A 13,858-nucleotide genomic window follows, 5' to 3' on the forward strand; every position below is an offset into this window, starting at 1 on the left:
AAAGGGATTCGTCTAGACCTGCCTGGACGATTTGTAGACGTTGACGCCGAGTTCGCGAATCTTTTTGCGCAGCGTGTTGCGGTTGAGCCCCAGCAATTCCGCAGCCTTGATCTGGTTACCGCGCGTCGCGGTCATCGAGGCGAGGACCAGCGGGTATTCGACCTCGGAGAGGATTCGCTGATAGAGCCCGGCCGGGGGCAAGTCGCCGGCAAACGAGGCAAAATAGCGTTGCAGGAAATGCTCCACCGCCTGGCCGATGGAAAGGTCATCGGGAATGAGGTTGCCGCCACCTGGAACGACAGGCCTTTCGCCGGTCTTCAACTCCGCCTCGATGATCTCGGCGGAAATCTCGTCCTGCGAATACAGTGCGGCCAGCCTGCGGATGAGGTTTTCAAGTTCGCGCACGTTGCCGGGCCATGGGTAGCGCTTCATCAGCTCGATGCCGCCGGTGGAAATGCGCTTGGTCTGCAAGCCTTCACTGGCGCCGAGCTTGAAGAAGTGGCGGACGAGGTCCGGAATGTCCTCCGACCGCTCGCGCAGCGCCGGCAGCCTGAGCGGCACAACGTTCAAGCGGTAGAACAGGTCCTCGCGGAAAAGCCCCTGATTGATCAGCGTGCGCAGGTCCTTGTTGGTGGCAGCGACGATGCGCACGTCGGTCTTGATCGGCGTGCGGCCGCCGACCGTGGTGTATTCGCCCTGCTGCAGCACACGCAGCAGCCGCGTCTGCGCTTCCATCGGCATGTCGCCGATCTCGTCGAGGAAGAGCGTGCCGCCTTCGGCCTGCTCGAAACGGCCAGTGGAGCGGTTCTGTGCGCCGGTAAAGGCGCCCTTCTCGTGCCCGAATAGTTCCGATTCGATCAGGTCGCGTGGGATCGCCGCCATGTTGATGGCGACGAAGGGGCCACCACGACGACGGCCATATTCATGCAGCGCGCGCGCCACCAGTTCCTTGCCGGTACCCGATTCGCCCGAGATCATCACCGTCAGGTCGGTCTGCATCATGCGCGCCAGCATGCGGTAGATGTCCTGCATGGCTGCCGAGCGGCCGACCAGCGGCATCGTTTCAGGCGGCTCGTCGGCACGCGTATCGATCTTGGGCCGCCGCGGTTCGGAAAGCGCGCGGTTGACGATGTTGAGCAACTCCGTCAGGTCGAACGGTTTCGGCAGATATTCATAGGCTCCGGTTTCGGAGGCCCGGATCGCGGTCATGAACGTGTTCTGCGCACTCATGACGATGACCGGCAGTTCCGGTCGCGCCTTCTTGATGCGCGGCAGCATGTCGAAGGCGTTCTCGTCGGGCATGACAACGTCGGTGATGACCAGATCGCCCTCGCCCGCCGCCACCCAGCGCCACAGCGTCGAGGCATTGGAGGTGACGCGCACGTCGTGACCGACGCGCGAAAGCGCCTGGTTGAGGACTGTGCGGATGGCCGCATCGTCGTCGGCGACGAGAATATTGCCGCGAACGGTCATTTGCGGTCTCCTTCACCGTCGTCGTCGGTGCCAAACTGGGTTTCTTTCCACGCCGGCATCAGGATGCGGAAAGTGGTGCCGCGCGGCGTCGATTCGCATTCAATGATGCCGCCATGCTCGCCGACGATCTTTGCGACCAGCGCCAGACCGAGACCGGAGCCGTTCGGCTTGGTGGTGATGAAAGGATCGAACAGGATCGGCAGGATATCTTCGGAGACACCCGAACCGTTGTCACGCACGCAGAATTCCAATGGCAGCGACACGCGGTCCTGCGTTCCGGGCACGGAAACACGGATGCCCGGGCGGAAGGCGGTCGACAGCATGATCTCGCCCTGCGGATCGCTGCCGATCGCCTCGGCGGCATTTTTTACCAGATTGAGGAACACTTGGATGAGCTGGTCGCGATTGGCAAAGACCGGAGGCAATGATGGATCATAATCCTCTAATATCTTGATCCTCTTGGCAAAACCGTTCTTGGCGATTGCTTTGACATGGTCGAGCACGACATGGATGTTGACAGGGTAGCGGTCGATCGGCCGCTCGTCGGAAAACACCTCCATGCGGTCGACCAGCGAGACAATGCGGTCGGTCTCGTCGGTGATCAGCCTGGTCAGTGCGCGATCCTCGTCGGACGCCGACAGCTCAAGCAGCTGCGCGGCTCCACGAATGCCGGACAGCGGGTTCTTGATCTCATGGGCAAGCATCGCGGCAAGGCCGGTGACCGAGCGCGCCGCACCGCGATGCGTCATCTGCCGGTCGATCTTATCGGCCATTGAGCGTTCCTGGAACATTACCACGACGGAGCCTGGAAATTCCGTCACAGGCGCGACGTAGAGATCGACCACCTTCTCGATGCCGAGCCGCGGCGACGACACGTCCACCCGGTATTCGTTGACTGGCGCCCGGCGCTCGCGCACCTGGTCGACAAGCGTCAGCAGCGGACTGCCGAAAGGAATGAGCTTGTGCAGCGTATTGCGCGCGAGCATCGTGGCGCTCGAACGGAAAAAATCCTCGGCGTCGGCATTGGCGAAGGTGATGAAGCCTTGCGGATCGACCATGATCACCGGCCGGCGAATGGTGTTGAGCACAATATGCGCGGCGTCCGCCATATCCGTGCTCTGTGTGACGGTGGCGTTCATGCCGCACTCCGCAGGTTCGCCGCTTCGGGAGCGCTTGAAAATACGTCGCGCAGCAAGGAAATGACGCGCCCAGGCTCGAAAGACGTGAGTATGGCCTTGCGCCGGTCGTCGCTTGTGGCGGCGTGGCGGTCGAGATACCAGCCGAGATGCTTGCGCGCCTGGCGCAATCCGCTTTCCACGCCATAGAGCGTCAGCATGTCTTCGTAATGGGCAATGACGTAGTCGGACAGCGTTTGCGGGCTTTCCGGCATGCCGGATACTGGCTCGGCCAGCGCGGCCGCTACAATGCTGCCGGCGGTCCACGGCGCGCCATAGTGCGCACGGCCGATCATCACCGCGTCGGCGCCGGACTGGTCAAGGATCGACGCAGCCTCTGCCGGCGAGCCGACATCGCCATTGGCAACCACAGGGATCGAGACGGCCTGCTTGACGCGTGCAATGGCACGCCAGTCGGCCGTGCCCTGATAGAACTGGCAACGCGTGCGGCCGTGCACCGTCACCATCATCACCCCGGCCTGCTCAGCGCGTCGCGCCAGCATCGGCGCGTTGAGCGCGCCTTCGTCCCAGCCGAGCCGCATCTTGACCGTGACCGGCACGTCGACCGCGCCGAGTACCGCTTCGATCAGCGACAGCGCGTGGTCGAGGTCTCGCATCAGTGCCGAACCGGCATAGCCGCCCGTCACCTTCTTGGCCGGACAGCCCATATTGATGTCGATGATGTCGGCGCCTTCGCCGGCTGCGATTCGCGCGCCCTCGGCCATGTGCACCGCCTCACGGCCGGCAAGCTGGACCATGTGGACAGGCAGCCCGGAATGACGGATGCGCAGGCCCGAGCCAGCCCTGCCCTTTGCAAGCTCCCCGCTCGCCACCATTTCCGAAACAACCAGCCCGGCGCCATGCGCATGGGCGCGCTGCCGGAACGGTTCGTCGGTGATGCCCGACATCGGCGCGAGAAACACGCGGTTGTGGATTCTCACGCCACCCACATCCAGCGGCGAAGCCAATTTGGTCACATCAGGCATGCACAAAAACCAAGCACCTTCGGTTGCTGCACATTCTCTAGCCAGAACGACGGCAATGTGCAACGCGCAATGTCGTGATATTAAGGCGCATTTGGGAAAAATACGGATCGCCGCACCGCATCAATCCTGGGTCTTCCAAAAGCGATACCACTTTTCGGGATCATGCGCTAAGCGTCTCGGCATGAGAGATGTGAGCGAAAAGCAAGCTGCGGACGACAAGGTCGCGGTGGTCATCGTTGCCGCCGGCCGCGGCGCGCGCGCCGGACAGGCCAAGGGGCCGAAGCAGTACCAGCAAATTGGCGGCGGCGCCGTTATCGCACGCACGCTCGGCGCCTTTCTGATGCATCCGAAGATTGGACCTGTCGTCGTTGCTATCCATGCCGACGACGGCGCGCTTTTTCGCCGTGCGGCGGGTGCGAACGCCGACCGTGTCGTCGCAGTGACCGGCGGTACGTCACGGCAGGAGTCCGTCCGGCTTGGACTGCTGGCGTTAAGAAGCCATGCGCCGGGCCGGGTGCTGATCCATGATGCGGCTCGGCCGTTTGTCGACGCGGAACTGATAGACCGCACGATCGCCGCCATTGGCGAGCGCCAGGGAGCACTGCCTGCCTTGCCCGTTGCCGATACGCTCAAGCGCGAAACGGCCGAAGGCATGATCGGCGAAACCGTGTCCAGGGCCGGGCTTCATGCCGCACAGACACCGCAAGGCTTTCCGTTCTGGCCGATCCTGGCTGCGCACGAAAAGGCTCATCATCTGGGCAAAGCGGATTTCACGGACGATGCGGCAATCGCCGAATGGGCGCATATTCCGGTGAAGATCGTTCCCGGCTCGCCGGACAATGTCAAACTGACCTGGGCAAGGGATATTGCGATGGCGGATCAGCGGCTTTCCGGGGGGGCACGTTTTCCGGACATCCGAACCGGCAATGGCTATGACGTCCATGCCTTCGAGCCCGGCGACCATGTCACCCTGTGCGGTGTAGCTATTCCGCACGGCAAGAAATTGTCCGGCCATTCGGATGCCGATGTCGGTCTCCACGCCTTGACCGACGCGCTGCTGGCCACCTGCGGCGCCGGTGACATCGGCACGCATTTCCCGCCCTCCGACCCGCAGTGGAAAGGGGCCGCTTCACGCATCTTCGTCGAACACGCGGTGAAGCTGGTGCGCGAGGGCGGCGGGCGCATTGCCAACGCCGACATCACCCTGATCTGCGAGGCGCCGCGCGTCGGCCCACATCGCGAGGCCATGACCGAAGCGCTTTCGGCAATGCTGCGAATTTCGCTCGATCGCATCTCGATCAAGGCGACAACCAATGAGAAGCTCGGTTTCATCGGCCGTGAGGAAGGCATAGCGGCCATCGCGACCGCCAGCGTTGTGTTTCCAGGGGATGTCCCCGAGTGAGCAATAGCGATCTCGCAGATGCCCTGCTTCAGGCCTGCCAGCAGCGCGGCATGATGCTGGCGACGGCGGAGAGCTGCACCGGCGGCATGATCATCGCCGCGCTGACCGACATCGCCGGCTCTTCCGCGGTGGTCGATCGCGGCTTCATCACCTATTCCAACCAGGCCAAGACCGAGATGCTCGGCGTCTCGGCCGCTACACTCGAGGCGCACGGCGCGGTCTCGCGCGAGACTGCGGTGGAGATGGCGGCCGGAGCCTTGGCGCATTCGCCGGCCGGGCTCGCCCTAGCGGTGACTGGCATCGCCGGTCCGGACGGCGGCTCTGCGGAAAAACCTGTCGGCCTGGTCTGGTTCGGCGTTGCCGTGGCTGGCCGGCCGGTAGTCAGCGAATGCCAGCTGTTCGCCGACAAGGGCCGTGATTTCATCCGCCGGGAGACGGTCCGACGTGCGCTTGAACTGGGTTTACGCGCGCTCGCCGCGGATCAGGCTGCCGATGGCGCGCCGTAGATGATTTCGGCACGTTTCTCGAACGCCTCGGAGAACATGCGGAAGGCGCGGTCGAACATGGTTCCCATGAGCGCACCCAGAATGCGGCTCTTGAACTCGTAGTCGATAAAGAAGCAGACGTTGCAACCGCCGCCGTCCGCCGGGTCGAAGCGCCAGACATTGCTGAGATATTTGAACGGGCCGTCGATATATTTGACGTCGATGGCGTTCTCGTCAGGCTTCAGCAGCACCTGCGTGGTGAAAGTCTCGCGGATCGCCTTGTAGCCGATGCTCATGTCCGCGATGAGCAGGGTGCGTCCGTTGCGTTCCTTGCGCGAACGAACCGTAAGTGCCTCGCAAAGCGGCAGGAATTGCGGATAGGATTCGATATCGGCAACCAGAGCGAACATCTGTTCCGGCGTATGCGCAACGCGGCTATGGGCTTCGAATTGTGGCATGAAACCAGTGTGTTAGGCGGACTTCCTGAGAAACGCTTCGCGCGCCGCGCGCAACCTAGCAAAGTCGTCCCCGGCATGGTGCGACGAGCGCGTCAGCGGGCTCGACGCTACCAGCAGGAAGCCCTTGGTCCTGCCGATCGTCTCAAAGGACTTGAATTCCTCCGGCGTGACGAAGCGGATCACCGGATGGTGCTTCTTCGACGGCTGCAGATATTGGCCGATGGTCATGAAGTCGACATTGGCCGAACGCAAATCGTCCATCAGCTGCAGGATTTCGTTCCGCTCCTCGCCAAGGCCGACCATGATACCGGACTTGGTGAAGATCGAGGGATCGAGTTCCTTGACCCGCTGCAAGAGCCTGATCGAGTGGAAATAGCGCGCACCCGGCCGAACAGTCAGATAGTTCGACGGAACGGTCTCGAGATTATGGTTGAAAACGTCCGGCTTGGCCGCCACGACGATCTCCAGTGCACCGTCCTTGCGCAGGAAATCGGGCGTCAGGATTTCGATTGTCGTCGACGGGGTTGCTGCCCTGATCGCACGGATGACATCGGCAAAATGCTGGGCCCCGCCATCGGCGAGATCGTCGCGATCGACGGAGGTGATGACGACATGGCTCAAGCCCATTTGCTTGACCGCATGCGCGACACGCGCCGGCTCGTCGGGATCGAGTGCGGTCGGGATGCCGGTGGCGACATTGCAAAAGGCGCAGGCCCGCGTGCAGATGTCGCCCATGATCATGAAGGTGGCGTGCTTCTTCTCCCAGCACTCGCCGATATTGGGGCAGCCCGCCTCTTCGCAAACCGTCACCAGTTTGTGAGACTTCACGATTTCGCGCGTCTCGGCATAGCCTTTCGACATCGGCGCCTTGACGCGGATCCAGTCAGGCTTGCGCAGTACGTCCTGATCCGGCTTGTGCGCCTTTTCGGGATGCCGCAGGCGCGGCGCATTGGCAATCGTGTCGAGGACGGTGACCATGTGAAACCCGGCTCATTGGCAAGCGCTTGTCCAGCGCTCGCTCTACCCACGTCATCTAGGACTTTTCGGCGAAAAGAAAAAGGCCGCGATCACGCATGCCGCGGTGGCCTTTTTCGCATAGCAAGTGCCGACAGAGGTTAGCGGCGTACCAGTCGTCCGACCGCAATCAGAATGCAGGCACCGATGAAGCCGGTGATCAGATAGGCGATCCAGCCGACGCCGAAGATGCCGATGTTCAGGGCCTGCAAGATGGCATTCAACACGATTGCGCCGACAATGCCGAGAACGATGTTCATGAGGATGCCGGTATTGCTCTTCATGACCATCTCGGCGAGCCATCCCGCCAGGCCGCCGATGATGATGGCTGCAACCCAGCCCACGCCGTTCATTTCCATATGCCCTCTCCTTGTATGATGGATGATGCCTGCGAAACGAATTGCTCTGCCGTCGAGTTCCTTTGTGTCTTCCGTGTGAGACTCGCCCAACTAATTTATCATGCATTCAGTGCGCGGCCATAGGCGTCGAGTACACTCTCCTTCATCATCTCCGACAGCGTCGGGTGCGGGAAGATCGTGTGCATCAGCTCTTCCTCGGTGGTCTCCAGATTCATCGCCACGACGAAGCCCTGGATCAGTTCGGTTACTTCTGCGCCGACCATGTGGGCACCCAGCAACTGGCCGGTCTTCTTGTCGAAAATGGTCTTGACGAAGCCTTGGTCCTCGCCGAGCGCAATCGCCTTGCCGTTTGCGGCGAACTGGAAGCGGCCGACGCGGATGTCCTTGCCATCGGCGTTCGCTTTGGCTTCCGTCAGTCCGACCGAGGCGACTTGCGGATTGCAATAGGTGCAGCCCGGGATCTTCAGCTTGTCAATGGCATGCACGCCGGGGAAATTGGCGATCTTTTCCACGCACACCACGCCCTCATGCTCGGCCTTGTGGGCGAGCATCGGCGGTCCGGCGACATCGCCGATGGCATAGATGCCGGGCACGTTGGTCTTGCCGTAGCCGTCGACGACGACGCAGCCGCGTTCGGTCTTCACGCCGAGCGCCTCGAGGCCGAGATTCTCGATGTTGCCCTGTACGCCGACGGCCGAGATCATGCGGTCGGCGGTGATCTTCTCGACCTTGCCGTCCTTCATCTCGACATGCGCGGTGACCGAGTTAGTGCCCTTCTCGACCTTGGTCACCTTGGCTTCTAAGATGATCTTCATGCCCTGCTTCTCGAACTGCTTCTGCGCGAATTTCGAGACCTCGGCGTCCTCGACCGGCATCACAGCCGGCAGCAGTTCGACCACCGTCACCTCGGCGCCCATGGTGCGGTAGAACGAGGCGAACTCGATGCCGATGGCGCCCGAGCCCATCACCAGCAGCGATTTCGGCATCTCTTTCGGCACCATCGCCTCGAAATAGGTCCAGATCAACTTGCCGTCAGGCTCGATGCCGGGCAGCGCGCGCGGCCTGGCGCCGGTCGCCAGGATGATGTGCTTGGCGCTATAGGTGCCCTCGCCCTTGACGCCCTTGGGCGCCGGCGGCTGCGGCTCCATCGGCTTCTTCGACGATTTCGACACGACGATCTCGCCAGGTTTGGTCAGCTTGGCTTCGCCCCAGATGACGTCGACCTTGTTCTTCTTCATCAGGAAGCCGACGCCGCCGTTGAGCCGCAGCGAGACCTTTCGCGAGCGATCGACGACGGCGGCTGTGTCGACGCCGACCTTGCCATCGATCTTCAGGCCGTAGTCCTTCAGATGATCCGAATAGTGCATGATCTCGGCGGAGCGCAGCAGCGCTTTGGTCGGAATGCAGCCCCAGTTGAGGCAGATGCCGCCCAAGTGCTCGCGCTCGACGATCGCCGTCTTGAAGCCAAGCTGGGCCGAACGCACTGCAGTGACATAGCCGCCGGGGCCGGAGCCGATGATGATGACGTCGTAGTTCTCAGCCACGGCTTTCTCCTTCACAATTCCAACATGAGGCGCACGAGCGGCGCCAGCGCTTGCCCGACGTTCCGCGTGTTTTCCGCGTCCAGGTGGACGCCGTCGAGCGGCGTGGTTTTGGCCACCGTGCCGGCATCGAAGAAGCCGCAGCCGGCCTCGTCGGCAAGGGCGGAATATTGCGGCGCCAGCCGCTTTGACGCGTCATCGCCGCCGGCGAACATTTCCTTGAACTCGGCGTTTTCCGTGCGGCTGACTACGGGCGGCGCGACGATCAGGATCTGCGGCGCCGGCCAATCGAACGGGTAATCATGACCGCGCACGATATCGATCAGGCGTTGCATACCTTGTTTGGCCGCGACCGGATTACCGTGAATCCACGGCTTCATATCGTTGGCGCCGAGCATGATGACGATCAAGTCGATCGGCGCATGCGTCGTCAGGATTGTTGGCAACAGCCTTGCGCCATTGCGGTCCGCTCCGGCCAAGTGATCGTCAAAGGCGGTGGTTCGGCCATTCAGGCCTTCGGCGATGACCTCGACGCCGCTGCCCAATGCCGCCTGCAGCACGCTCGGCCAGCGATCTTCCAGCGGATGCCGGCCGAGGTTTGCCGCGTCATAGCCCCAGGTAAGCGAATCGCCGTAGCAGAGGACCGTCTTCATGTGCCTGCCCCGCCGAAACCTGGTTGCGAGCGCGCCAATCGCCAGCGCACGAAAAGCCACTGGACCAGCACCGTAGCGATGCCTGGCAGGACGAGACCGGCGACGATAGGAAGATCGCCCGACCACTCGCGCTTGCCCGGCGGCTGGGAGAAAGTCCAGCCGATCAGGGAAACTCCAACGAGCACAAAAGATGCTACCCCTATGGTCGCGGTCAGTTTTGTTGCCCGTCGTGGGTCCGACATGAATTGTGCGATGAAGAATGCGAGCGTCGCGAAGATGGTGACGAGAGCCGAGATCATGAATACAAGGATGTACTCCACGTCGGCCTTGGTGGCGACGGCGAGCCACTGCACCACCAATCCGCCGGCCAAACCGGAAAGAAAGAAGGCAAAAAGGCTGGTGAAGAATTTCCGCACCGCCCTGTTTCCCTTCTCTTAAACCAGCATGCCCATTGGATTTTCGATCATACGCTTGAAGGCGACGAGCAGCTCGGCGCCGAGCGCACCGTCGACGGCGCGGTGATCGGTCGACAGCGTCACCGACATGATTGTGGCGATCTTGATCTCGCCGTTCTTGACCACTGCGCGTTGCTCGCCGGCGCCGACCGCAAGGATCGTCGCATGCGGCGGGTTGATGACGGCAGAAAAATCCTTGATGCCGAACATGCCGAGATTGGACACCGCCGTGGTGCCGCCCTGATATTCTTCCGGCTTCAGCTTGCGGCTGCGGGCGCGGCCGGCAAGATCCTTCATCTCGTTGGAGATGACGGACATCGTCTTTTCGTCAGCACGCCGGATGATCGGGGTGATCAGGCCGCCGGGGATCGATACGGCAACGCCGACATCGGCGTGCTTGTGTTTGATCATGGCGTTTTCTGTCCACGACGCATTGGCATCCGGAACCGCCATCAGCGCCATGGCAAGAGCCTTGATGACCATGTCGTTGACCGACAGCTTGTAGGCCGGCGTTTCGCCCTTCTCGGTCTTCTTCACCGGCGCGGCCGCATTGATCTGCGTGCGCAGGGCCAGAAGTGCGTCGAGCTCGCAGTCGAGCGTCAGATAGAAATGCGGGATGGTGGTCTTGGCTTCGACCAGCCGCCTCGCAATGGTCTTGCGCATATTGTCGTGCGGGATCAGCTCGTAGGAGCCTTCGGCAAACAGTTTGAGCACCTGCTCGTCCGACATCGCCTTGGGTGCTGCGGCCGCAGGTGCCGGAGCGCCGGCGGGCGCCGCTTTTGCTGCTGGTGCCGCCTTGGCGCCGCCACTGGAAATTGCGGCATCGACATCGGCCTTTACTACGCGGCCGCGGGGGCCGGAGCCTGTCAGCGCCGCGACATCGACGCCGGCTTCCCTGGCAATGCGCCGGGCCAGCGGCGAGGCGAAGATGCGCTCACCGCTTGCGTGGCCGTTGGCGACCGGCACCGCTTCCGCCTTAGGCGCAGGTGCGGCAGGCTCCTGCTTCGACGCTTCGGGCTTTGATGTTTCAGCTTTGGGGGCTTCCGCTTTCGGAGCCTCAGCCTTGGCCGGCGCAGCGCCATCACCGCTTTTGGCGGCAGAAGCAGCATCCTCGCCCTCGGCAGCCAGCACCGCGATCAGCGCATTGACCTTGACGCCTTCTGTGCCGGCCGGAACCACCAGCTTGGCGACCGTGCCCTCGTCGACGGCTTCGACTTCCATCGTCGCCTTGTCGGTCTCGATCTCGGCAATCACGTCGCCGGGCGAAACTTTATCGCCTTCCTTGACCAGCCACTTGGAAAGATTGCCCTCTTCCATTGTGGGCGACAGCGCCGGCATGGTGATGTTGATCGGCATTTTGTCCTCCCGCCCTGCTCAGCGATACGTGACGGCTTTGACCGCCTCGACGACCTCGCCGACATTGGGCAGCGCCAGCTTTTCGAGGTTCGCCGCATAGGGCATCGGCACGTCCTTGCCGGCAATTGTAATGACCGGTGCATCGAGGAAATCGAAGGCGCGCTGCGAGACCTGATTGGCGATATGGTCGCCGACCGAGTTCTGCGGAAAGCCTTCCTCGACCACCACGAGGCGATTGGTCTTTTTGACCGAGGCGACGATGGTGTCGAAGTCGAGCGGGCGGATGGTGCGCAAGTCGATGATCTCGGCATCGATGCCCATGCCGCGCAACTCCGCCTCCGCCTTGAGCGCGTAGGTCATGCCGATGCCGAACGAGACGATGGTCACGTCCTTGCCGGATTTGTGAATGCGCGCCTTGCCGATCGGCAGCACGAAATCGTCCATCTTCGGCACGTCGAAGGAGTGGCCGTAGAGGATTTCGTTCTCGAGGAAGATGACCGGGTTCGGGTCGCGGATCGCCGCCTTGAGCAGACCCTTGGCGTCGGCGGCGGTATAAGGCATCACCACCTTCAATCCAGGAATATGGCTGTACCAGGCGGCATAGCACTGCGAATGCTGCGCGGCGACGCGGGCAGCAGCGCCGTTCGGGCCGCGAAAGACGATCGGGGCGCCCATCTGGCCGCCGGACATGTAGAGCGTCTTGGCGGCTGAATTGATGATCTGGTCGATCGCCTGCATGGCGAAGTTGAAGGTCATGAATTCGACGATCGGCTTCAGGCCGGCCATCGCCGCGCCAACACCAACGCCGGCAAAGCCGTGCTCGGTGATCGGCGTGTCGACCACGCGTCTCGGACCGAATTCCTGCAACAGGCCCTGTGTGATCTTGTAGGCGCCCTGGTACTCGGCGACTTCCTCGCCCATGACGAAGACGTCGCCGTCGCGGCGCATTTCCTCCGCCATTGCGTCGCGCAAGGCTTCACGCACTGTGGTCGAGACCATTTCGGTGCCGGCCGGGATGTCCGGATCGGCGGCAATTTCCAACCTGGGCGCAGCGGCAACAGGTGCTGCCGCTTCGCTCTTGGCCGCAGCAGCCGCGGGGGCCGGAGCGGCAGCGGGCGCTGCTGCTTGCGCCTCAACAGCCTCCTCGCCGATACCTTCGCCTGCCTCGTCGATGTCTTCGCCATCGACGGCCAGCACAGCGATCAGCGTGTTGACCTTGACACCTTCGGTGCCGGCAGGAACCACGATCTTGGCAAGCGTGCCGTCGTCCACGGCTTCGACTTCCATCGTTGCCTTGTCGGTCTCAATCTCGGCAATGGCGTCACCCGCCGCGACCTTGTCGCCCTCTTTCTTCAACCACTTGGAAACATTACCCTCTTCCATGGTCGGCGAGAGGGCGGGCATGAGAATTTCGATCGGCATGTCCTTGCCCTCTCGTTAAAGTACGATGTCGGTCCAGAGCTCGGACGGATCCGGCTCCGCGTCGTTCTGGGCAAATTCTGCGGCGTCGGCGACAACGTCGCGGACTTCCTTGTCGATGGCCTTGAGCTCGTCCTCGCTTGCCCATTTCTTGTCGAGCAGCCGCGCTTTGACCTGCTCGATCGGGTCACGTTCGGAGCGCATTTTCTGCACTTCTTCCTTGGAGCGGTATTTTGCCGGATCCGACATCGAATGGCCGCGGTAACGATAGGTCTGCATTTCGAGAATGAGCGGCCCGTTGCCGGCGCGGCACCATTCGGCGGCGAGGTCGCCGGCTGCCTTTACAGCGCGCACATCCATGCCGTCGACCTGGATGCCTGGAATCTTGAAGGACGCGCCGCGGTGCGAGAAATCCGTCTCGGCCGACGAGCGCGAGACCGAGGTGCCCATGGCGTAGCGGTTGTTCTCGATGATGTAGATCACCGGAAGCTTCCACAGCGAGGCCATGTTGAAGCTTTCGTAGACCTGGCCCTGGTTCGCCGCGCCATCGCCGAAATAGGTCAGCGTCACATTGTTGTTGCCGCGATAGCGGTTGGCGAAGGCAATGCCGGTGCCGAGCGACACTTGCGCGCCGACGATGCCGTGGCCGCCGTAAAAATGCTTCTCCTTGGAGAACATGTGCATGGAGCCGCCCTTGCCTCTCGACAGGCCGCTACGGCGCCCGGTCAGTTCGGCCATGACGCCGCGCGGTGACAACTCCATGGCCAGCATATGACCATGGTCGCGATAGGCGGTGATCATCTGGTCGCCGTCGATCAGCGCCATCTTCATGCCGGTAACGACCGCTTCCTGGCCGATGTAGAGGTGGCAGAAACCGCCGATGAAGCCCATTCCGTAAAGCTGGCCGGCCTTTTCCTCGAAGCGGCGGATGAGCAGCATGTGCCGGTAGGCGGCAAGCTCCTGGTCTTTGGTGAATTCAACAGGCTTCGGGGTGGAAAGGCCCGGCATCTTGCCGTCTGATTTGGATTTGGCAGGCGCTTTTCTGGTGGCGGTGGCCATGCATCACTCCCTGTTGGCGTCTC

General features: G+C 62.3%; 14 protein-coding genes. 2 read left to right on the forward strand and 12 right to left on the reverse strand.

Going from position 1 to position 13,858, the window contains the following annotated elements; genetic code table 11:
- Positions 1-12: 12 nt before the first annotated feature.
- Genes ntrC through dusB form a run of 3 tightly spaced genes read right to left on the reverse strand, consistent with a single transcriptional unit; the run spans position 13 to position 3,634 of the window.
- A complete protein-coding gene (gene ntrC, locus X773_RS45895; protein WP_023675074.1) occupies positions 13-1,473 on the reverse strand; it encodes a nitrogen regulation protein NR(I) in 1,461 nt (486 codons plus the stop codon).
- Positions 1,470-2,612, reverse strand: a complete 1,143-nt coding sequence (locus X773_RS45900) for a nitrogen regulation protein NR(II) (RefSeq protein WP_023675075.1) — start codon at positions 2,610-2,612, stop codon at positions 1,470-1,472. The genes ntrC and X773_RS45900 overlap by 4 nt, the downstream gene beginning before the upstream one ends.
- On the reverse strand, positions 2,609-3,634 hold the full coding sequence (gene dusB, locus X773_RS45905; RefSeq protein WP_023675076.1) for a tRNA dihydrouridine synthase DusB: 1,026 nt from the start codon (positions 3,632-3,634) through the stop codon (positions 2,609-2,611). Before dusB ends, X773_RS45900 begins: the two co-directional genes overlap by 4 nt.
- Positions 3,635-3,815: 181 nt before the next feature.
- On the opposite strand from dusB, the gene X773_RS45910 reads away from it, so the two are divergent.
- Positions 3,816-5,036: a bifunctional 2-C-methyl-D-erythritol 4-phosphate cytidylyltransferase/2-C-methyl-D-erythritol 2,4-cyclodiphosphate synthase gene (locus X773_RS45910; protein ID WP_023675077.1), complete on the forward strand. Its 1,221-nt coding sequence runs from the start codon at positions 3,816-3,818 to the stop codon at positions 5,034-5,036.
- A complete protein-coding gene (locus X773_RS45915) occupies positions 5,033-5,542 on the forward strand; it encodes a CinA family protein (protein WP_023675078.1) in 510 nt (169 codons plus the stop codon). The genes X773_RS45910 and X773_RS45915 overlap by 4 nt, the downstream gene beginning before the upstream one ends.
- On the opposite strand, the gene X773_RS45920 is transcribed toward X773_RS45915, so the two are convergent.
- From X773_RS45920 to pdhA, 9 genes are all read right to left on the reverse strand, one after another.
- Positions 5,518-5,979 (reverse strand): type II toxin-antitoxin system RatA family toxin, encoded by a 462-nt coding sequence (locus tag X773_RS45920; protein WP_023675079.1) that lies wholly within the window; start codon positions 5,977-5,979, stop codon positions 5,518-5,520. The two genes, X773_RS45915 and X773_RS45920, sit on opposite strands and share 25 nt — an antisense overlap.
- A 12-nt stretch (positions 5,980-5,991) precedes the next feature.
- A complete protein-coding gene (lipA, locus tag X773_RS45925) occupies positions 5,992-6,957 on the reverse strand; it encodes a lipoyl synthase (protein ID WP_023675080.1) in 966 nt (321 codons plus the stop codon).
- A gap of 137 nt (positions 6,958-7,094) precedes the next feature.
- Positions 7,095-7,352 (reverse strand): GlsB/YeaQ/YmgE family stress response membrane protein, encoded by a 258-nt coding sequence (locus tag X773_RS45930; protein ID WP_023675081.1) that lies wholly within the window; start codon positions 7,350-7,352, stop codon positions 7,095-7,097.
- Positions 7,353-7,450: 98 nt separating this feature from the next.
- Entirely contained in the window at positions 7,451-8,896 is a 1,446-nt protein-coding gene (gene lpdA / locus X773_RS45935; RefSeq protein WP_023675082.1) for a dihydrolipoyl dehydrogenase, read from the reverse strand.
- An 11-nt stretch (positions 8,897-8,907) separates the two neighbouring features.
- A complete protein-coding gene (locus X773_RS45940; RefSeq protein WP_023675083.1) occupies positions 8,908-9,546 on the reverse strand; it encodes an SGNH/GDSL hydrolase family protein in 639 nt (212 codons plus the stop codon).
- Positions 9,543-9,962: a hypothetical protein gene (locus tag X773_RS45945; RefSeq protein ID WP_023675084.1), complete on the reverse strand. Its 420-nt coding sequence runs from the start codon at positions 9,960-9,962 to the stop codon at positions 9,543-9,545. The genes X773_RS45940 and X773_RS45945 overlap by 4 nt, the downstream gene beginning before the upstream one ends.
- Positions 9,963-9,980: 18 nt before the next feature.
- Complete coding sequence (locus X773_RS45950) at positions 9,981-11,357, reverse strand: pyruvate dehydrogenase complex dihydrolipoamide acetyltransferase (RefSeq protein WP_023675085.1); 1,377 nt, start codon at positions 11,355-11,357, stop codon at positions 9,981-9,983.
- Between the two features lie 18 nt (positions 11,358-11,375).
- A complete protein-coding gene (locus X773_RS45955; protein WP_023675086.1) occupies positions 11,376-12,779 on the reverse strand; it encodes a pyruvate dehydrogenase complex E1 component subunit beta in 1,404 nt (467 codons plus the stop codon).
- A 15-nt stretch (positions 12,780-12,794) separates the two neighbouring features.
- Positions 12,795-13,784: a pyruvate dehydrogenase (acetyl-transferring) E1 component subunit alpha gene (gene pdhA, locus X773_RS45960; RefSeq protein WP_245274631.1), complete on the reverse strand. Its 990-nt coding sequence runs from the start codon at positions 13,782-13,784 to the stop codon at positions 12,795-12,797.
- Positions 13,785-13,858 lie beyond the last annotated feature (74 nt).

This window comes from Mesorhizobium sp. LSJC280B00, assembly GCF_000502835.1.
In the GTDB taxonomy this organism is placed as follows: Bacteria; Pseudomonadota; Alphaproteobacteria; order Rhizobiales; family Rhizobiaceae; genus Mesorhizobium.